Source organism: Bradyrhizobium sp. HKCCYLRH3097 (assembly GCF_051167875.1).
Taxonomy (GTDB): domain Bacteria; phylum Pseudomonadota; class Alphaproteobacteria; order Rhizobiales; family Xanthobacteraceae; genus Bradyrhizobium.
Map to the genome: position 1 here is coordinate 304,907 of NZ_JBNPTX010000003.1, position 19,636 is coordinate 324,542.

General features: G+C 65.4%; 18 protein-coding genes and 1 pseudogene. 3 read left to right on the forward strand and 16 right to left on the reverse strand.

Translation table 11 applies throughout. From position 1 onward, the window contains the following. Positions 1 to 102: 102 nt before the first annotated feature. The 16 genes from ACQR0U_RS10385 to ACQR0U_RS10460 all read right to left on the reverse strand — a co-directional run bounded on the left by ACQR0U_RS10385 (position 103) and on the right by ACQR0U_RS10460 (position 17,301). Entirely contained in the window at positions 103 to 393 is a 291-nt protein-coding gene (locus ACQR0U_RS10385) for a HypC/HybG/HupF family hydrogenase formation chaperone (protein WP_315736711.1), read from the reverse strand. Between the two features lie 22 nt (positions 394 to 415). Next, positions 416 to 1,003 (reverse strand): HyaD/HybD family hydrogenase maturation endopeptidase, encoded by a 588-nt coding sequence (locus ACQR0U_RS10390; protein ID WP_315825313.1) that lies wholly within the window; start codon positions 1,001 to 1,003, stop codon positions 416 to 418. Positions 1,004 to 1,017: 14 nt separating this feature from the next. Then, positions 1,018 to 1,761, reverse strand: a complete 744-nt coding sequence (cybH, locus tag ACQR0U_RS10395) for a Ni/Fe-hydrogenase, b-type cytochrome subunit (protein ID WP_316226173.1) — start codon at positions 1,759 to 1,761, stop codon at positions 1,018 to 1,020. 13 nt (positions 1,762 to 1,774) lie between these two features. Further along, positions 1,775 to 3,565, reverse strand: coding sequence for a nickel-dependent hydrogenase large subunit (locus tag ACQR0U_RS10400; protein WP_315713498.1), 1,791 nt, complete (start codon positions 3,563 to 3,565; stop codon positions 1,775 to 1,777). 21 nt (positions 3,566 to 3,586) lie between these two features. After that, entirely contained in the window at positions 3,587 to 4,678 is a 1,092-nt protein-coding gene (locus tag ACQR0U_RS10405) for a hydrogenase small subunit (RefSeq protein WP_315713499.1), read from the reverse strand. 233 nt (positions 4,679 to 4,911) lie between these two features. After that, positions 4,912 to 6,351 carry a nickel-dependent hydrogenase large subunit gene (locus ACQR0U_RS10410; RefSeq protein WP_316226174.1) on the reverse strand — a complete coding sequence of 480 codons (1,440 nt, stop codon included), beginning with the start codon at positions 6,349 to 6,351 and terminating at the stop codon, positions 4,912 to 4,914. Beyond that, positions 6,348 to 7,364: a HupU protein gene (locus ACQR0U_RS10415; protein ID WP_315752484.1), complete on the reverse strand. Its 1,017-nt coding sequence runs from the start codon at positions 7,362 to 7,364 to the stop codon at positions 6,348 to 6,350. The genes ACQR0U_RS10410 and ACQR0U_RS10415 overlap by 4 nt, the downstream gene beginning before the upstream one ends. Positions 7,365 to 7,379: 15 nt before the next feature. After that, on the reverse strand, positions 7,380 to 8,501 hold the full coding sequence (locus ACQR0U_RS10420; RefSeq protein ID WP_315752367.1) for a HoxN/HupN/NixA family nickel/cobalt transporter: 1,122 nt from the start codon (positions 8,499 to 8,501) through the stop codon (positions 7,380 to 7,382). Positions 8,502 to 8,677: 176 nt separating this feature from the next. Next, positions 8,678 to 9,994, reverse strand: coding sequence for a trypsin-like serine protease (locus ACQR0U_RS10425; RefSeq protein WP_434843163.1), 1,317 nt, complete (start codon positions 9,992 to 9,994; stop codon positions 8,678 to 8,680). A gap of 147 nt (positions 9,995 to 10,141) precedes the next feature. Then, on the reverse strand, positions 10,142 to 10,849 hold the full coding sequence (gene phoB / locus ACQR0U_RS10430) for a phosphate regulon transcriptional regulator PhoB (RefSeq protein WP_315713503.1): 708 nt from the start codon (positions 10,847 to 10,849) through the stop codon (positions 10,142 to 10,144). A 16-nt stretch (positions 10,850 to 10,865) separates the two neighbouring features. Beyond that, a complete protein-coding gene (gene phoU / locus ACQR0U_RS10435) occupies positions 10,866 to 11,582 on the reverse strand; it encodes a phosphate signaling complex protein PhoU (RefSeq protein WP_315713504.1) in 717 nt (238 codons plus the stop codon). 30 nt (positions 11,583 to 11,612) lie between these two features. Further along, a complete protein-coding gene (gene pstB, locus ACQR0U_RS10440) occupies positions 11,613 to 12,434 on the reverse strand; it encodes a phosphate ABC transporter ATP-binding protein PstB (protein ID WP_315713505.1) in 822 nt (273 codons plus the stop codon). Continuing rightward, positions 12,431 to 13,312 (reverse strand): phosphate ABC transporter permease PstA, encoded by an 882-nt coding sequence (gene pstA / locus ACQR0U_RS10445; protein WP_315713506.1) that lies wholly within the window; start codon positions 13,310 to 13,312, stop codon positions 12,431 to 12,433. The genes pstB and pstA overlap by 4 nt, the downstream gene beginning before the upstream one ends. A gap of 3 nt (positions 13,313 to 13,315) precedes the next feature. Then, on the reverse strand, positions 13,316 to 14,314 hold the full coding sequence (gene pstC, locus ACQR0U_RS10450) for a phosphate ABC transporter permease subunit PstC (protein WP_315713507.1): 999 nt from the start codon (positions 14,312 to 14,314) through the stop codon (positions 13,316 to 13,318). A gap of 97 nt (positions 14,315 to 14,411) precedes the next feature. Further along, the gene (pstS, locus tag ACQR0U_RS10455; protein ID WP_315713508.1) at positions 14,412 to 15,422 is read right to left on the reverse strand and encodes a phosphate ABC transporter substrate-binding protein PstS; all 1,011 of its coding nucleotides are present in this window, start codon (positions 15,420 to 15,422) and stop codon (positions 14,412 to 14,414) included. 949 nt (positions 15,423 to 16,371) lie between these two features. Then, positions 16,372 to 17,301, reverse strand: a complete 930-nt coding sequence (locus ACQR0U_RS10460; protein WP_315752365.1) for a LysR family transcriptional regulator — start codon at positions 17,299 to 17,301, stop codon at positions 16,372 to 16,374. A gap of 117 nt (positions 17,302 to 17,418) precedes the next feature. Between ACQR0U_RS10460 and ACQR0U_RS10465 the strand changes: the two genes are divergently transcribed. The 3 genes and pseudogenes from ACQR0U_RS10465 to ACQR0U_RS10475 all read left to right on the forward strand — a co-directional run bounded on the left by ACQR0U_RS10465 (position 17,419) and on the right by ACQR0U_RS10475 (position 19,614). After that, complete coding sequence (locus tag ACQR0U_RS10465; RefSeq protein WP_315713510.1) at positions 17,419 to 17,745, forward strand: Dabb family protein; 327 nt, start codon at positions 17,419 to 17,421, stop codon at positions 17,743 to 17,745. Between the two features lie 68 nt (positions 17,746 to 17,813). Continuing rightward, positions 17,814 to 18,716: pseudogene (locus ACQR0U_RS10470) on the forward strand (NAD(P)-dependent oxidoreductase); the annotation flags it as partial. Positions 18,717 to 18,729: 13 nt separating this feature from the next. Next, positions 18,730 to 19,614, forward strand: coding sequence for an intradiol ring-cleavage dioxygenase (locus tag ACQR0U_RS10475; RefSeq protein ID WP_315713511.1), 885 nt, complete (start codon positions 18,730 to 18,732; stop codon positions 19,612 to 19,614). Positions 19,615 to 19,636 lie beyond the last annotated feature (22 nt).

Consider the following 19,636-nt stretch of genomic DNA (forward strand, 5'->3'; position numbering starts at 1 on the left):
CGAGAAATTGGAAAGGTGCTTTCCAGGCAAGGCCTGCAAACTTACTTCGTCTATGGAAATCTTGTTATCAGTAATTTGGCGCCGCCCGAGGGCATGACGCCGCTACCGCAGATGCTCCGGAAGCTCCGGCTCGCGCCCGATCAGATCCGCAAAGAAGTCATCGCAATTCTCGCCGTTCACGGCCGCCTGCAGGCCGCGCAGCGCTTCGCCGATCAGCCGCGCCTCTTCGTCATCGAGCAAGCGAACGGCGTTGTCGATATAGACGAGCACCTTGGCCCCCACCGGCGGGTTCGACAGCAGCAACACCGAGACGCGGCGCTCCTCGCCGTCGAAGCTGCACAGCGCCGAGACGCCATCGGTCTCCAGGATTGTCATCGGCAGGCCAAGACACATGGCGGATTCCCTCGCGGCGCGGTCAATCGGCCGTGCGCGCCCCCAGTTCGTAGCTGTGATGGTCGATGTCGTTCGCGAGCAGGCGTTCGTCGCCGGCGAGCGGTGCACGCCGCGACACGGCCGGCGAGCCCCATTCCGCCAGCAGGGCGCAGGCCAGCTCGATCGCCGGCGCGATCTGCGCACGAACCGGCGCAGTCAGCGGGCCACCCCAATCCTCGAGGTCGAGCGGCTGGCAGCCGATCAGCGCTAGCCGCTGCGGATAGCGGCCGAGCAAGTCGGCCGCGCTCAGTACTTCCTGAAAGCCCGTCTGGTGCAGGCTCATCTTCTTGGCGCCGGTGAAGCGCGGCACCTCGTCGTCGCGGACGAGCTTGAGCTCGCCCGGCACCAGGCCATAGTCGATGGCGTCGAACACGATCAGGCCGTCGGCTTCCTCGACATAGTTGACGAGGTAAAGTCCCTGCGTGCCGCCATCGAGGATCGTGACATTGTCGGGCACGGTGAAGCGGCGGTGGAATTCCTCCACCACCCGCACGCCAAAGCCTTCGTCCGCCCAGAGAATGTTGCCGATCCCGAGCACCAGAATGCGATCGCGCCCGCGCTCATCGACCATGCCGGCCCCCCCTGCTACTCGCGGAACTGCCGCTCGCCCGAGATCATCGAGGAGATGATGCTCTGACGTGACATGATGTCTTCGCGAATGGCGGCATAGACGTGCACCATCACGAAGGTGACCAGCGCCCACATCCCGAGATGATGCCAGGTGTGGACGTCCTGGCTGTTCGGCCAGATCGCGAACACCCAACCGAACAATTTGTGCTGCCAGCTGTCGATGCCGGTGCCTTCCGAATAGAGCGCAAAGCCGGTGACGATCATGAAGGTCACGAACAGCGTGAAGCCGGTAAACATGGCTGTCTGCGCCAGGGGATTATGGCCGACATACATCTTCGGCTCACGCTCAAGGAAAGCGTACCAGCGGATCTCGTGCAGCACCTCGTTCCAGAACTGCTTGCGGTGCACCGGAATGTAGAAGATCTGCCGGGAGTGGTGGTTGCCGACGAAGGCCCAGAAGATGCGGGCAAGGAAGAACACCGCCAGCACCTGTCCGGCCGCGAAATGGGCAAAGCGGATGTAGCCCATCACGAAATTCGCCGACGCCTCGCCTTCGACGCTGGGGAGCGGAGTCCCGATCAGATAGCCGGTGATCATCAGCACGACGATCGCGAACGCATTCACCCAATGGCAGATGCGCACCGGTGCTTCGTACACGTAGACCGTGGGCCGGCCGACCGCGTGTTCACCGGCGGCGTCGGCCGCGATCGCCGCAAGGTTGGGCTCTGCCTCGGCGGGACGTGCAATGGCATCCATCATGGTGCGTCTCCCACTACCTGACCGTGACCGTCGCCATTTGCTGGCCGTCCGGGCTCATCACGTGGGTCGAGCACGCGAGGCACGGATCGAACGAATGGATCGTGCGCAGGATCTCCAGCGGCTTCTCCGGATCCGCCATCGGCGTATCCATCAGGGAGGCCTCGAAGGCGCCGATATTGCCCTTGGGATCGCGCGGCGAGCCGTTCCAGGTCGTCGGCACGACACACTGGTAGTTGTCGATCTTGGTGTCCTTGATCTTGATCCAGTGCGCCAGCGCGCCGCGCGGCGCCTCGGTGAAGCCGTAGCCCTTGGCCTCCTTCGGCCAGCTCTCCGGCTTCCACTTCTCGATGTTCGCGGTCGAGGAATCGCCGGCCTTGATGCGTGCCACCAACTTGTCCTGGAAGTAGCGCATCTGGTTCGCCGCCCATTCGCATTCGAGCGCCCGTGCCGCGGTGCGGCCAAGCGTGGAGAACAGCGCTGTGACCGGCAGGTTCAGCGTCTTCAGAAGCCTGTCGGTCGGCTCCTTGAACTCCGGTCGCCCTTGCGCATAACCAATGATGTAGCGCGCCAGCGGTCCGACCTCGACCGCGTTGCCGCGCCAGCGCGGCGCCTTGATCCAGGAATATTTTCCGCCCTCGTCGAGCTCCTTGATGTCCGTCTTGGTGCCCTTGGCGTTGGGGCCGAGCTGGTAGTTCGGCTCAGTGACGCCGTCCCAGGGATGCAGGCCCTTGCTCTCGTCGGGATATTTGTACCAGGAGTGGGTGACGAACTCCTGGATCTGCTCGGGGTCGCCATGATCGATCGGCAGGATCTCGTTCAGATTCCCGTTGAGGATCACGCCACGCGGCAGCTTGAGATTCTTCCCTGAATAATCGTTCGCATTCTCCGGAATGTCGCCGTAGGACATCACGTTCTTGCCGGAGAGACCGCCGCCATAGAGCCAGTCCTTGTAGAAGGAGCCGATCGCCGCCACGTCGGGCAGATAGACCTTCTGCACGAACTCGATCGAGCGATCGATGATCGAGGAGACGAGGTTCAGCCGCTCCATGTTGATCGCACCGACCGCGCCGGTGCCGTCGACATTGATCGCACACGGCACGCCGCCGACCAGCCAGTTCGGATGCGGGTTCTTGCCGCCGTAGATGGTGTGGATCTTGACGATCTCCTTCTGGAAGTCGAGCGCTTCCAGATAGTGCGCCACCGCCATCAGGTTCGCCTCCGGCGGCAGCTTGTAGGCCGCATGACCCCAATAGGCGTTCTTGAACGGACCGAGCTGACCGGACTCGACGAACTTGGTCAGCCGGATCTGCAGGTCCTTGAAATAGCCCGGCGAGGACAGCGGCCAGTCCGAGACCGACTGCGCCAGCGCCGAGGTTGCCTTTGGATCGGCCTTGAGCGCCGAGACCACATCGACCCAGTCGAGCGCATGCAGATGATAGAAGTGCACGAGGTGATCGTGCACCTGCAGGCAGAGCTGCATGATGTTGCGGATCGAGTTGGCATTATCGGGGATCATGATCCCCAGCGCGTTCTCGACCGCGCGGACCGAGGTCAGCGCGTGCGTGCCGGTGCAGACGCCGCAGATCCGCTCGGTGAAGGCCCAGGCGTCGCGCGGATCGCGGTTCCGCAGGATGGTCTCGATGCCGCGCCACATGGTGCCGGTCGAGACCGCGTTGCGGATCACGTTATTGGAATCGACATTCACCTCGACGCGCAGATGGCCCTCGATGCGCGTCAGCGGATCGACGACGACACGCTTGCCGGAATTGTCGAGATTGAAGCCGTTGGGAGTCTGGATGCCCATCGTTGCCTGCCCTGAATTCGATTAATGATCTTGCTTGGCGTCGTCGCGCTTGCCGGCGAGCCGCTTCACGGCCGTCACCGCCGCATGCGCCGCAACCGCTGCGCCCACCGTGCCCGCAGCCACCATGCCGACCTGGTCGGCGTTGTGCTCGATGCCGAACTGCTTGATGTTGGTGAGGCGGTCGTAGAACGAGCCCTTGTCCCAGAAGCCGTCCTCCGAGCAACCGATGCAGCCGTGACCGGACTGGATCGGGAACGACACGCCGCCGTTCCAGCGCACCGTCGAGCAGGCGTTGTAGGTGGTCGGACCCTTGCAGCCCATCTTGTAGAGGCAGTAGCCCTTGCGCGCGGCCTCGTCGTCCCACTCCTCGACGAACTGGCCGGCGTCGAAATGCGGTCGGCGATAGCACTTGTCGTGGATACGCTGTGAGTAGAACATCTTCGGCCGACCCTGGCGGTCGAGCTCGGGCAGCTTGCCGAACGTGGTGATGAAGGTGACGACGCCGGTCATGACCTCGGCGATCGGCGGGCAGCCCGGCACCTTGATGATCGGCTTGTTGGTGATGACCTTGTCGATCGGCGTCGCCTGCGTCGGATTCGGCTTCGCCGCCTGCACGCAGCCCCAGGACGCGCAGGCGCCCCAGGCGATGATCGCCATGGCGTCCTCGGCCATCATCTTGAGCTTCTCGACGAACGGCTTGCCGCCGTCGATGCAGAACATGCCGCCCTCGTTCAGCGGCGGATTGCCCTCGACTGCAAGAATGTACTGTCCCTTGTACTTCGCACGCGTCTCTTCGAGGATGGCCTCCGCCTGGTGGCCGGCCGCCGCCATGATGGTGTCGTCATAGTCGAGCGAGATCATCGACAGCACGGCATCCTTCACCAGCGGATGCGCCGAGCGGATGAAGCTCTCCGAGCAACACGTGCATTCGAGCCCGTGCATCCAGATCACCGGCGTGCGCGGCTTGGTTTCGAGCGCGTTGGCGATGCGGCTGGCCGCGAGCGGCCCGAGGCCGAGGCTCGTTGCGGTGAGGCTGCAGAACTTGTGAAAGCTGCGCCGCGTGATGCCCTGACGCCTGATGACGCTGTAAAAAGTTTCCGTTGCCGCGCCCATGAGTCCTCCCCTGACATCGCGTTGGCGATCATCTGATCGCGTTCTGGCGAGAAGGACAGCAAGATGCGGGCCAGCATCATTGCTGGATTTGAATCATAATGATTCCAGATGCTTGCAGCAGCGAGGCCGCGATCGTGGATCCTTGGAAGGCGGATCGCGCGCGATAATCGGAAATCACGCGCTTTGCACCGACAAGCTTGTTTCCGCTTGCTGCCTGCCTGTGTGCAGCGCGCTCAATGGGCCGTGCAGACCATGCAGGGATCGAACGACCGCACGACGTGCTGAATGCCGACCGCACGCGCGCCGGCAGTGCCGACCTCGGTGCCGACCAGCGCCTGTTCGAGCGGGCCCGCGACCCCATCCGCGTCGCGCGGAGAGAAATTCCAGCTCGTCGGCGCGATGATCTGATAACGCTCGATCCGGCCGGAGCGCACCGCGAGCCAGTGGCCGAGGCTGCCGCGCGCAGCTTCCACGAGCCCGACGAAATTGCCGTCGACCGCGCTGGCGCTGTTTTCGCAAAACGGCTCGTTGAGACGCAATGCCTTGATCCAGTGCTCGATCGACAGCGCGAGCTGCGCGGTTTCGATCAGCCGGGCGATGACACGATTGCGGACATTGCTGCGACCGCTCGCGAGCAGCGCGGTGATCAACGGCTGACCGTCGATGGCCTGCCTTGCGAGAGCGCCGACCTCGACCGGTTCTCCCGCGAGACGCGGCGCCTTGCACCAGCTATAGGCGTCGGCTTTGTCGGCATCGGGCACGGTGCGGCTCTCGGCCGGATCGAGCGACGTATCGTGCATCCAGGCGTGCGAGACGTCCTCGGTGATGCCGTCCGACGGCAAAGCCTGGACCTCGCCACTGCTCGTGCGGACGCCAGCGCGAAAACGAGCCCCATTGAAGTCGTGATACGCGCCGAAGCTCATCAAGAGACCGGGTCCGCTTCCGAGGTCGGCCAGCGCGAGCGCATCGGCCAGCCGAAGGAAATGCGCGAAGTCGCCGGCGCGGCCCTCCCGCCAACGGTCGAGCTCGTCCGATGTCGACAAGGCGAGCACGTTCTCCAGCTTGTCGGCAAACACGACGCGTTCAAGGAAGCCGCGAAACGACGCCGCGATCGCGTTGAGCCGCACGCGCTCGCCGAGCTCGATCGCGCGCGTCGTCCCGCCTGGCTGGAAGGCGAGACTGTGCGGCCATTTGCCGGCGATCAGGCCCATGATCTCGAGCAGCCGCGCGCGGGCAGGCAACGCATCGCGGGCCGCGCTGCCCTTCGTGGCCGCGAAGCGCTCGGCCGTAGCCGAATGCCAGGCATGCGAGGCGTAGACGTCGCGGGCGAAGTCCGGCATGAAGAAGATGTAGAAATGCGTCAGATGGTCGGCTGCGTTCTCGGCCGCGTGCGCGATGTTGGCCGCGAGGACGCCGTTTGGCGCTGCCGCAATACCCATGGCCTGGCGCAACGCCGCGGCGGCGGCGATCGATTGCGACACCGAGCAGATGCCGCAGATTCGCGGTGCGATCACCAGGGCGTCCAGCGGCGGCCGCCCCTCCAGGATCTGCTCGAAGCCGCGATAGAGCGGCGCCGTCACCTCCGCCCTGGTGACGCGACCGCTCTCGATATCGAGCCTGACCTCGAGATCGCCTTCGACACGATTGAACGGTCCGACCGTGATCCGCGTCATGGACGGCGCTTGTCGCCGGCACGGCCCGGCGGCACCACGACGTGATCCGCCGTCGCATTGACTCGGACGCGACGCGGCGTGGCCGATTTCGACAGCGCTGCGAGCGCGACGAACCAGGCCTTGGGCATGTCGGTCGGAAGCCCCACGGGAATGCCGGCGAGCTTGGCCGTCTGCAGATAGTTCTGCGCGCTCTCGAAGCCCGGCGAGGTGCAGGCGATGCAGGCGTAGCCGCCCTTGGTGCAGGAGCCGCCGCCGTTCCACGAGCGCTGATTGCAGTCGCCGACCGCTTGCGTCGCGCGGCAGCCGAGATGCTCCATCAGGCAGCCGCGCTCCGACATCGTCTCCGCGCTCGCCTTGAACTCGTAGAACTCGTTGCGCGAGCAGCCGTGATGCGCCAGGTGATTGGCGATGAAGGTCGGACGGCCGACCGCGTCGAGGCCGTCTGCCGACAGATCGCCCGAGGTGAGCGCCAGCAGGCTTTCCATCATCCAACCCGGATGCGGCGCACAGCCTGCGACGTTGATCACCGGCAGCCCGCGTTTCGAGCGGAAGCCCGCGCCGAGCGCGCCGCCGATGTCGCTGCCCTCGAACTGCAATCCGACCGCATCGGTCGGGTTGATGCCGGCAGCAGGAATGCCGCCATAGGCGGCGCAACTGCCGACGGCAACGACGTAGTCGGCCAGCGGCGCCAGATCGAGCAGCCAGTGATAGATCGAGCGGTTGGTGCCGGCGAGCATGTTGAAGCGGCCGGTCAGACCAGGTCCGCGCGCCACCGAGCCTTCGAGCACCAGCAGATCGAGCCGCTCGCGGCCGTCGCGGATCGCCTCCAACAGCTCCACGACCTCGTCCCCTGTCTGCTCGCTGACGGAGGGATGCCACACCAGATCGATGCCGGATTGGCGCAATTCGTCGAACCAGCCGGACGCGCCGCTTTCCAGGATCGACATGGTGCAGCCGCCGCAGCTCGCACCCTGCAGCCATAGCATCCTGATCGTTCCCTCAGAGCCGACCATCATAAGGCCCCGCTCCTAGCCCGTCTTAAGCGTTCCGCTTCGTATCACCGGCGGGTTTAGCGCCCCCGCATGAACACTGGCAAGCGCTTCCCCGGGGATAGCCTCGGAACCGCGCTGGCTGCGACCGAGCAGCATGGCGACCGCCCAGATCAGTCCGAACAGGCCAATCGCGACGATCCCGAGATTGGCGACATCGTCGCCCAGCGCGGTGGCGACCCCCGTCCATCCCCCGGTCAGGCCAAGCCGCGGCGCCAACAGCGTGATCGCCTCGAAGCCGCCGATCACCAGCGCGATGGCAACGGATGCGCCGGTGATCACGAGGTTATAGCGCAGCTTGCGTGCGGGATCGGTCAGCGCCCAGCGATAGGCGCCCGCCATCAGCATGCTGTCGGCGGTGTCGACGGTGGCCATCGCAGCCGCGAACAGCGCCGGAAACACCAGGACATGGGCGAGGCTCGCGCCGCGCGCTGCCTCGGTTGCCGACAGGCTGAGAAGCCCGATCTCGCTCGCAGTGTCGAAGCCGAGACCGAACAGGAAACCGAGCGGATACATGTGCCAGGCGCGTCCCACCAGGCGGAGCACCGGGCGCAGCAGGCGGATGAGGATGCCCCGTCCGGAGCTTCCGGCGGTTTCCATCTCGGACTGCGGCTGTGCGGCGCGGCGCCAGAGGTTCACGAACAGAATGAGGTTCGCCAACGCGATCAGCAGCAGGAAGCCGGCCGACACCGACGTGCCGATGACGCCGCCGATCGCCCTGATCGCGCTCTCTTCATCCAGGAGGTCGGCGCCGGCGATGAGGCTCACGACGATGGTGGCGATGACGACGACGCTGGAATGGCCGAGCGCAAAATACAGGCCGGCGGCGCGCGGGGCGCTACCGTCCTGCACCAGCTTCCGTACGACGTTGTCGATCGCCGCGATGTGATCCGCATCGACCGCATGGCGCAGTCCGAGCAGCCAGGCCAGCATCGCGGTGCCGACGATGGCGGGCCGGTCGGCATAGAGCGCGAACGCCCAGGCCCAGGCGAGCGCGTTGGCGGCGACCAGCCCGCCGACGAGCGCAACGTTGCGGCCGGGCTGCGATCGCCACCACAGCAGCCGAGGGGCACGAGGATGATCAATTTGAACAATCGTCATACTCGGACTATAGCAAGAGCCAGGCCAGTTCGGTAAAGCCCCCCGCTGCAGGCAAAAGCTGCGGGAAAACGTGGGCGGCCCTTCCCGGATTGCCCTCTTGCTTGGCAACCCGCTATCCAGTCACGCACAGATCATGACCAGCGGCGGGACATCCTCTTCTCTCGTCCCTCCTTCGCTCACCGCATCGAGGCACTCTGTGCCGCGATCTCGCGCCGCACGACCGCCTCGAACTGGCTCGCGGGGGCGGCGAACATCAGCCGGGTCTCCTCATGGAACGCCGAGAAGATGCCGACCACGGCCGGCTGTCCGCCGACTTCGGCCATGATGGGGGAGCCCGAATAGCCGAAATTGGCGAGGCAATGCACCGTCAGCAGCATCCCGTCCTTGGTCATGCCGGCGCTGCAATTGCGCTGGCCGGTCGGCGAATAGCGCCGCTCCTGGCCATAGCCGATCTCGGAGATGGTTCCGGCCGTGGTCGCAGCCTGCAATTCCTCGCGCGTCAGCGCCCTGACCTCAACCGGCTTCGACGGCAGCGCGTCCTTCAGCACGATCAACGCCCAATCGGCGGGCGAGCGGTCGAGCGACCACCTGTCGTGCCGGGTCGGGACGAAATCAGGCGCCACGATCAGCTTGTCGGCGACAGACGATGCCGCCGGCGTGCCCCTGTTCATGCCGGCCAGGAAGCGGACGTTGCCGGGGCTGACCTGCGCCACGCCGTTGAACACGCAATGTGCCGCGGTGAGCACGACGCGCGGCGCGACCAGCGTGCCGGTGCACCAGCCGCCGGTCGAGTATTGCGCGACGGTGACGACGCCGATCGACGACGCCGGCCACGAGGTGGGATCGACGACCTCGCCGATGTGGCGGTCGAGCCCGAGCAGTTGCTCCGGACGCGGAGCGGCGATGCCGGCCTCCGCCGATTCCGGCTTCGGCCGCCAGGCCGCAATGGCACTCTGGGCCTGGACGCGCTGCGGCTCGGTCAACTTGACCCGCTGCACGTCGCGGCCGGCCGATCGCACGCCGCTACGGCCCGCCATCACCAGCCAGGCATAGCCCTGCACGACGTCCTGTTTCACACCGCGGCCGTCGAGCAGCATCAGGCCGAGCATGTATTGCGACTGGGCGAAGCCCTGCGCCGCGGCGCGGCTGAACCAGCGGCCGGCTTCGCCGTAATTGCTCGCAACACCTTCGCCATTGACGTAGGCGATGCCGAGATAGTGTTGCGCGACAGCGAGCCCCTGATCGGCGGCCTTGCGGTACCACGCCAGCGCCTCGGCGGGGTTGCGCGGTTGGCCCCAGCCGAAGGCGTGCATGAAGCCGACGTCGAACTGCGCCCGCGCATCGCCCTTGGCGGCCAGCGGCAGCAGCCGTCGCATCGCCGCCGCATGCTGCCCGTTGCCTGCCGCCGCGACCGCGTCTTCGAGCTCGGCGGCCGTGGCGCCCGCCGCGCCGCCGAGCAGCACGGCAAGAGATATGATGATGGTCTTGATCAAGGGCGTCCGCTGGGACCGAAACATCGTGACGGGCCACGAAGCAGACACGATCAAGACGGCGGCGGCGTGGCGGAAAGCGGACCGCGATCTCCTCAATCGGGCCGCCTCGCGCCTCACACCTGCTTCGTGCTCACGCCGGATCGCCCCTTACACCTGCTCGCTCTTGGCGAAGCGGTCATCGAGCGCATAACCGGCGCCGCGCACCGTGCGGATCGGGTCCTGCTCGCGGCCGGGATTGAGCAGCTTGCGCAGGCGGCCGATATGGACGTCGACGGTGCGCTCGTCGATGTAGATGTCGCGGCCCCAGACACTGTCGAGCAGCTGCTCGCGGCTGAACACGCGGCCGGGATGCTCCAGGAAGAACTCGAGCAGGCGGTATTCGGTCGGACCGAGATCGATCGGCCGCCCCGAGCGCGCCACGCGGCGTTTCTCGCGGTCGAGCTCGATGTCGCCATAGGACAGCACGGTCGCCAGCCGCTCCGGACTCGCCCGCCGCAGCAGGCCTTTCACCCGCGCCAGAAGCTCCGGCACCGAGAACGGCTTGACGATGTAGTCGTCGGCGCCGGTCGCGAGGCCGCGCACGCGCTCGCTCTCCTCCCCGCGTGCGGTGAGCATGATGATCGGCAACTGCCGGGTCTCGGTCCGCGCCCGCAGGCGGCGGCACAGCTCGATGCCGGACAGGCCCGGCAGCATCCAGTCGAGCACGACGAGATCGGGAACACGCTCCTTCAGGCGCGTGTCGGCTTCGTCGCCGCGCGCCACGGTCTCGACCTCGTAGCCTTCGGCCTCGAGGTTGTAGCGCAGCAGCGTCGTCAGCGCCTCCTCGTCCTCCACCACCAGAATTCGGGCGCCCATGTCTGAACCGTCTCTCTCAGTTGCCGGGGATCGTCGATGCGAAGCTCGTCATGTCGCCCTTCGGGCGCTTGTCCATGATCTGCTGGCCTTCGATCATATAGAACACCGTCTCGGCGATGTTGGTCGCGTGATCGCCGATGCGCTCGATATTCTTGGCGCAGAACATCAGGTGGATGCAGAACGAGATGTTGCGCGGATCCTCCATCATGTAGGTCAGGAGCTCGCGGAACAGCGAGGTGCAGATGGCATCGACTTCCTCATCGCCCTTCCACACCGTCATCGCGGCCGGCAAATCGTGCGCGGCATAGGCGTCCAGCACCGTCTTGACCTGCGACTGCACGAGATCGGTCATGTGCTCGAGCCCGCGGATCAGCTTCAGCGGATGGAAGTCGCTCTCCAGCGCCGCGACGCGCTTGCCGATGTTCTTGGCGAGATCACCGATACGCTCCAGATCGGTCGCCACGCGCATCGCGCCGACGATCTCACGCAGGTCGACCGCCATCGGCTGTCGCCGGGCGATGGTAAGAACGGCGCGCTCCTCGATGATGCGTTGCAGCTTGTCGACCTCGGCGTCGGTGGCGACCACCTTCTGGCCGAGCGCGATGTCGCGCCGCACCAGCGCATCGACGGAATCGACGATCAGCCGTTCCGCGAGGCCGCCCATCTCCGATACCAGACGGGTGAGGTCCTGCAGATCGCTGTCGAACGCCTTGGCGGTATGTTCACTGGCCATGATGATCTCCTGAAGACAATGTCGTCGGCGTCAGCCGAACCGGCCGGTGATATAATCCTGGGTCCGCCGATCGCTCGGCGAGGTGAAGATCTTGCTGGTGTCGTCGAACTCGATCAGCTCCCCGAGATACATGAAGGCGGTCTTGTCGGAGACGCGCGCCGCCTGCTGCATGTTATGCGTCACGATGGCGATCGTATAGTTTTCGGCGAGTTCCTGGATCAGCTCCTCGACCTTGGCGGTCGAGATCGGATCGAGCGCCGAGCACGGCTCGTCGAACAGGATCACCTCCGGCCGGACCGCCACGGTACGCGCGATGCACAGCCGCTGCTGCTGGCCGCCGGACAGCGACAGGCCCGAGGCGTTGAGCTTGTCCTTGACCTCGTTCCACAGCGCGCCGCCGCGCAGCGCCTTCTCGACCCGGTCGTCCATCTCCGACTTGGAGATCTTCTCATAGAGGCGGATGCCGAAGGCGATGTTCTCGTAGATCGTCATCGGGAACGGCGTCGGCTTCTGGAATACCATGCCGACCCGGGCACGCAGCAGGTTCAGATCGAGCTTGGGATCGAGGATGTTGGTGTTGTCGAGCATCAGCTGCCCGGTCGCCCGCTGCCCCGGATAGAGATCGTACATCCGGTTGAAGATGCGCAGCAGCGTGGACTTGCCGCAGCCGGACGGGCCGATGAACGCGGTGACGCGGTTGGTGCCCAGCGACAGGTTGATGTTCTTCAGCGCGTGATGGTCGCCGTAGTAGAAGTTGAGGTTGCGCGCGGTCACCTTGGCCGGCGCATCCGGAAGCGCCTTGCCGTGAAGAGCGTGATTGGGCTGACTGACGGAGACGGACAGTTCGGTCATTTGGTGTTCCTCTCGGCGCCGAGAATGCGTGCACCGATGTTCAGGGCGAGCACGGCCAGAGTGATGAGAAGGGCTCCGCTCCAGGCCAGTTGTTTCCAGTAGGCATAAGGGCTCTGGACGAAATTGTTGATGGTGACGGGCAGGTTCGCCATCGTCTTGGAAAGGTTGAGGCTCCAGAACTGGTTCGACAGCGCGGTGAACAGCAGAGGCGCGGTCTCGCCGGCGACGCGGGCGGTCGCCAGCAGCACGCCGGTGATGAGGCCCGAGCGCGCCGCCCGATAGGCGATGCGGCGGATCACCAGCGAGCGCGGCAGGCCGAGCGCAGACGCCGCCTCGCGCAGCGGGTTGGGCACGAGCAGCAGCATGTCCTCGGTGGTGCGCAGCACCACCGGGATCACGATGACCGCCAATGCAAGGGAACCCGCGAGTGCCGAGAAGCCGCCCATCGGCACCACGACCGCACCATAGATGAACAGGCCGATGATGATCGAGGGCGCCGACAGCAGGATGTCGTTGATGAAGCGGATCACCGAGGTCAGGCGGTCGTTGCGGCCGTATTCGGCGAGATAGGTGCCGGCAAACAGGCCGAGCGGCGCGCCGATGCCGACGCCGATGATCGTCATGATCAAGGAGCCGACGATGGCGTTGCGCAGGCCGCCTTCGCTGGAGCCGGGCGGTGGCGTGTCGGCGGCAAAAACCTGCAGGCTGAGGCCGGCGAGTCCGTTATAGAACAGCGTGAACAGGATCAGCGCCAGCCAGGTGACGCCGAACATCGCGGCGGCAACGCAGAGGCCGCGGATCACGATGTCTCTGCGGCGCCGGCGCGCATAGATCGGATTGACCGGCGCATCGAGTGTAAGCGTGTCAGCGCTGGACATGGCTTATTTTCCCGCCTTGGCTTCGAGCCGCATGAGCATCAGCCGCGCGCTCGCCAGCACGAAGAAGGTGAGCACGAACAGCAGCAGGCCGAGCAGGATCAGGCTCGACTGGTGCAGCCCGTCGCTCTCCTGGAATTCGGAGGCGATGGCGGCCGAGATCGTGGTGCCCGGTGCGAAGATCGAGGATGAGATCCGGAACGAGTTGCCGATGATGAAGGTCACCGCCATCGTTTCGCCGAGCGCACGTCCCAGCGCCAGCATGACGCCGCCGATCACGCCGACACGGGTGTAGGGAATGACGACGCTGCGCACGACCTCCCAGGTGGTGCAGCCGACCCCGTAGGCGGCTTCCTTCAGCACCGGCGGGACCGTCTTGAACACGTCGACCGAGATCGAGGTGATGAACGGCAGCACCATGATCGCCAGGATCAGCGAGGCGTTGAACAGGCTGAGATAGGACGGCGGACCGGCGAAGATGTCCTGCAGCACGGGGATGCCGGCGCAGAGATTGATCATGAACGGCTGGAACGTATAGGCCAGGAACGGCCCCAGCACGAAGAAGCCCCACATGCCGTAGATGATCGAAGGAATGCCGGCGAGCAGCTCGATGGCAAGTCCGATCGGACGGCGCAGCCATTGCGGGCACAGCTCGGTGAGGAAGATCGCAATGCCCAGACCGACCGGAATGGCGATCAGCATCGCGATGAAGGACGTGACCAAGGTGCCGTAGATCGGGCCGAGCGCCCCGAGCACCGGCGGATCGGCCGACGGCGCCCAGCGCCGCGTCCACAGGAATTCGAAGCCATATTCTCTCATGGCCGGCCATGCGCCGACGATGAGCGACAGGATGATGCCGCCCAGGATCAACAGGACGGAGATCGCGGACAGCCGCGTGATCCAATAGAAGGTCACGTCGCCGAGCTTGAAGGCGCTGAGCGCGCGTGCCCGGTCATAGGGTCCGGCAGCAGCCGCGATATCGCTGACTTCGGTCTGAACCGCCATCTCTGCCAATTCTGCCCCCTGTTCCTTGGACACGCCTCAACCCCGGTAGCGCCCCTCCCCCGGAGGCCGGGAGAGGGGGATTTTCGATACGTCCGGATCAGCTCTTGATGTCGGCCGACCAGGTCTTCTCGATCAGCTTCACGACGCTGTCGGGCATCGGGATGTAGTCGAGCTCCTCAGCCATCTTGGCGCCCTTCTCGAACGACCACTTGAAGAACTTGATGGCTTCGCCGGACGCCGCCTTGTCGGCCGGCTCCTTGTGCATCAGGATGAAGGTCGCCGCCGTCATCGGCCAGGACTTGTCGCCGGGCTGGTTGGCGAGGATCACGTAGTAGCCCGGGGCCTTGGCCCAGTCGGCATTCGCGGCCGCGGCCTGGAAGGCCTCGACGGTCGGCTGCACGGTCTTGCCGGCCTTGTTGATCATGCCGGTGTAGGTGAGCTTGTTCTGCTTGGCATAGGCGTACTCGACATAGCCGATCGAGTTCTTGGTCTGGCCGATGTTGCCGGACACACCCTCGTTGCCCTTGGCGCCGACACCGACCGGCCACTCGACGGCGGTGTTGAAGCCGATCTTGCTCTTCCAGTCGGCGCTCACCTCGGAGAGGTAGTAGGTGAAGTTGAAGGTCGTGCCCGAACCGTCGGAGCGGCGCACCACGGCAATCGCGTCGGACGGCAGCTTGACGTTGGGGTTCAGCTTCTTGATCGCGGCGTCATCCCACTTGGTGATCTTGCCAAGATAGATGTTGGCGAGCGTCTCGCCGTCCAGCACCATCTCGCCCGGCTTCACGCCCTCGAGGTTGACGACCGGCACGATGCCGCCCATCACCATCGGCCACTGCACCAGGCCGTCCTTCTCGAGCTGCTCGGCCTTGAGCGGCGCATCGGTGGCGCCGAAGGTGACGGTCTTGGCCTGGATCTGCTTGATGCCGCCGCCGGAGCCGATCGACTGATAGTTCAGACCGTTGCCGGTCTCCTTCTTGTAGGCGTCGGCCCACTTGGAATAGATCGGGAACGGGAACGTCGCGCCCGCACCGGTGATGTCGGCAGCGAACGCCGACGTCGATGCGGCGACCAAGCCGGCAGCGACGATAGCTTTGATGAAATTCATAGCTGGTCTCCATGCTTGGGAAGCGAAGCGCCATCTGCGCCCGATTGCGCTTCCCCGGCCGCTTTACGGGGCCTCAGTGTGGCTTTTATAAAGGTTCGATGACAGTCGGATGACAGTCACAAGCCGTTGATAATTCTAGGTATTTAGATTTTTATCCGAGTTTTTACGGATCGAGGGCGGTCGTTCGGGGAGGCATCGCCCCTGGCCTTTCGCAAGCATCGCTCAATCAAGATGGGCCTCCTTTGCCCGTGTCGCCCGCCGCACCTTTCGGTGTCGTCCCGGCCTTGCGCAGGGACCCATAGCCACCGGCGGATGTGGCCGGGCGGGATCGGTCGACCATCGTGCCTCGCACGCCTCCCTGGAGTTTTCGGTCCCGGATCGGCGCACGCGGTGCGCGCTTGTCCGGGACGACGCCATGAGGATTGGGTTGGCGCCGTTGGCCAACGAGACACGATCTCGCCGTCTCGCGGCTGGTGAGACCCGAGTGATGCATTCGTCGTGTCCCTCTGAACAACAAGAGGGCGCGAGGAAGGCCGGACCTCGGCTGAGGCCCGTGGCCCGCCTGCTCAAAAGAATGCAGGCGGCAGGTACCACAGGTACAGCCGGACAGACCCGGCCTTCCCCGCGCGACGGTGTTAACGGTGTCCTTCGTGCTCTCCCTGGGGATCGGCTTTCTTGCCCCCATCGCCCGCGCGTGCCGTCAAGCAACGACCACGGACTTGACCTCAGCATCGAGAGGCCAGGACCACACGACTTCGCCGTCCGTGCCGCCTGCGCTCGTCTGGCACAGCCGTCACGTCCATCGCAGCCCGCCTCCACGTTCGTGACGACGCGTACGTCCCTCTGCTCGAGGCGGGTTGCACGCAAGAGACCACGATTTCCGAAAAATAGCAAGATAATTATTTTTCTCAGAACATGATCCGCCCTCCCCCCGCACGCGGGCATCGGCTCAATCCGGCTTGGGCGGCTCGATCCAGATCCCCGGGTCGGAATGGGCGCGGATGTGGTCGACGAGGAAATCGGCGAACACCCTGATCTTGGCCGGAAGCCTGACGCGGTTCTGGTAGGCGATGTTCATCGTCAAGAGCGGCAGCTCCCAGTCGAGCAGGACCGGCACCAGCCTGCCGGCCAGAATGTCGCTCTGCACGATGTAGAGCGGCTGGATCAGGATGCCGAGCCCGGCAAGCGCCGCCCCCTTGATCACCTGGCCGTCATTGCTGTCGAGCGTCGGCGCGATCCGAATGCTCTGGGCTGTCGCGCCGTTGCGCAGGGACAGGGAATACGGATCATTGGCAAGATTGTAGATCAGCATGTCGTGGCGCACGAGATCACCGGGAACGACGGGACAGCCACGGCTCGCGAGATAGGACGGCGCCGCCGCCAGCACGCGCCGCATCTGCCCGATGCGACGGACGACGATGCCCGAGTCCGGCTCATGCTCGCGGGTGCGGATCGCCACGTCGATGCCCGCCTCAATGAAATCCGGATAGCGGTTGGCGGCGATGATCTGCAGGTTCAGCTTCGGATACATCGCGCGGAACGCCGGCAGCATCGGCGCGAGATAGATCGTCGCGAACGACAGCGAGCTGGTGACGCGCAGCATGCCCTGCGGCGACAGCGCGCGATCGCTGACGGCATCCTCGGCCTCGGCCAGCTCGTTGAGCAGCGGGCCGCAGCGCTGCAGCAGCTCCTGCCCGGCTTCGGTCAGCCAGAGACGGCGCGTGTTGCGCTCGATCAGGCGCACCGCGAGCCGTTCCTCCAGCGCGCTGAGATGCCGGCTCGCCGCGGCGTTGGACATCCGTAAGGACTCGGCGGCCTTGGACAGGCTGCCCAGCTCGGCCGTCCGGGAAAACACCTCGAGCTGGAGCAGACGGTCCATTGTTACGCTGAGCGGAAAACAGAGTTACAATTTTTGGCCTTTATTTCCATTTCCTGCAAGGCAAAATCGTCCGACAAGAACAAAGCCCAAGAACAAAGCTCAGGTGAGGACGCTGGAATGACGGGGCCGATCAGGCACATCGTGATGTGGCGGCTGCGCGCCGAGACGGCCGCCGAGCGCGCGGCGGCCCGGCTCAAGGTCAAAACCCTGTTCGAGGGCCTCAAGGGCCGCATCGACGGCCTGACCCACATCGAGGTCGGTCTCGATGTCAGCGACGTCGACTATGCCTGCGACGTCGTCCTGTTCTCCGAATTTGCCAGCAGCGCCGCGCTGCGGGCCTATGCCTCGCATCCCGAGCACCTGCGCGTGCGCGAGGAGCTCGGCGACCTCAGGATCGGCCGCTTCCAGGTCGATTATCCCATCGCTGCAGCGCCCCGCGCGTGACGGAGGCGTTCACCTTCGACGGCCTGCCCGGCCGCGGGCCCGGCACGTGAAGCAAGCAACGGACGGCATCGATGTCATTTCCTGATAAGCGCCTCGCCTTCATCGGCATCGGCAAGATCGGCCTGCCGATCGCGGCGCGGCTTGCCAAGGCCGGCTATGACGTCACCGCGTTCGATCCCAACGCCGCCCGGCTCGATGAGGCACGTGCGCTCGGCATGGCCGCCGCGTCGTCCGCGACGGAGGCGGTGCGCGACCATGCCGTGGTCATCTCGTCGCTGCCCGACGACGCCGCACTGCGCGCGGCGATGCTCGGCAGCAACGGACTGATCGCAGCCATGGCGACCGGCGCGATCCTGATCGAGACCAGCACCGTGGGCGTCGATGCGTCGAGCGAGGTCGATGCCGCCACGGCCGCCCGCGACGTCGCTTATCTGCGCACGCCGATCTCCGGCAATGCCAGCATCGCCCACACCGGCGAGCTGACCTGCTTCGTATCCGGACCGAAAGCGGCCTTCGCGCGGATCACGCCGCTGCTGGCAAGCTTCACACGCGCGCAGACCTATCTGGGTGCGGCGGAAGAGGCACGCTACGCCAAGCTCGCCGTCAACCTGATGATCGCGACGACCGCGGCGATGATGGCCGAGAGCCTCGCATTGGCACGCAAGGGCGGCATCGCCTGGCCGGACATCTTGCAGGTGCTGCACGACAGCGCGGTCGCCTCGCCGATGGTGAAGTACAAGACCGCGCCGCTGCTGGCACGCGACTTTGCCGCCACGTTCTCCTGCGCGCAGATGGCCAAGGATCTCGATCTCATTCTCGGCGCCGGCCACGCCGTCGGCGTGCCGCTGCAGCTCGCGGCGCAGGTGCGCGAGACCTATGCCGCGCTGATCGCACAGGGCGATGCCGCAACCGACTTCCTCGCCACCGTCCGGCATGTCGAACGGCTGTCCGGGCTCGGCGAGCCCCTCTGAAAGGAGCCGCCTCTTGCGCAACTTCAACGAGACCACGATCACAGATGCCGTGCTCGAACGCCTGGCGGGCGCGCGTGATGCGCGGATCAAACAGGTCAGCGCGGCGCTGGTGCGCCATCTCCATGCCTTCGTGCGCGAGGTCCGTCCGACCCAGCAGGAATGGGAATACGGGATCGACTTCCTGACCCGCACCGGCCGGATGTGCGACGACAAGCGCCAGGAGTTCATCCTGTTGTCGGACACGCTCGGCGTTTCGATGCTGGTCGACGCCATCAATCATCCGGTGCCGGAAGGCGCCACCGAGACCACGGTGCTCGGCCCCTTCTTCGTCCAGGCGGCGCCGGAACGCGCCAACGGCGACGACATCTCGGGCCCGATGAAGGGCGATCCGCTGCTGGTGACCGGCTCGGTGTCGAGCGCGGACGGCGCGCCGCTCGCAGGCGCCGTGGTCGACGTCTGGCACTCCGACGACGACGGCTATTACGACGTTCAACGACTCGAGCAGATCGGCGATCTCGCCATGCGCGCGCGCTTCCACACCGACGGCGACGGCCGCTTCCATTTCTGGTCGATCAAGCCCGCCGCCTATCCGATCCCCAATGACGGGCCGGTCGGCGACATGCTGGCAGCGCAGGGACGGCATCCGTGGCGGCCGGCACATGTGCATTTCATGATCTCGGCGCCGGGCTTCGAACGGCTGGTGACGCATGTGTTCGTCGCCGGTGATCAGTATCTCGATTCCGACGTCGTGTTCGGCGTCAAGGACAGCCTGATCCGCGACTTCGCGCGCTGCCCGCCGGGTCGTGCGCCAGATGGCCGCATGGTGGCGCAGGGATATTTCCATCTCAACTATGATTTCGGCCTGAAACGGCTTGCGGAGCGCGCCAATCGGGTTTGAGCTGAGCGGACGACAAGGACCG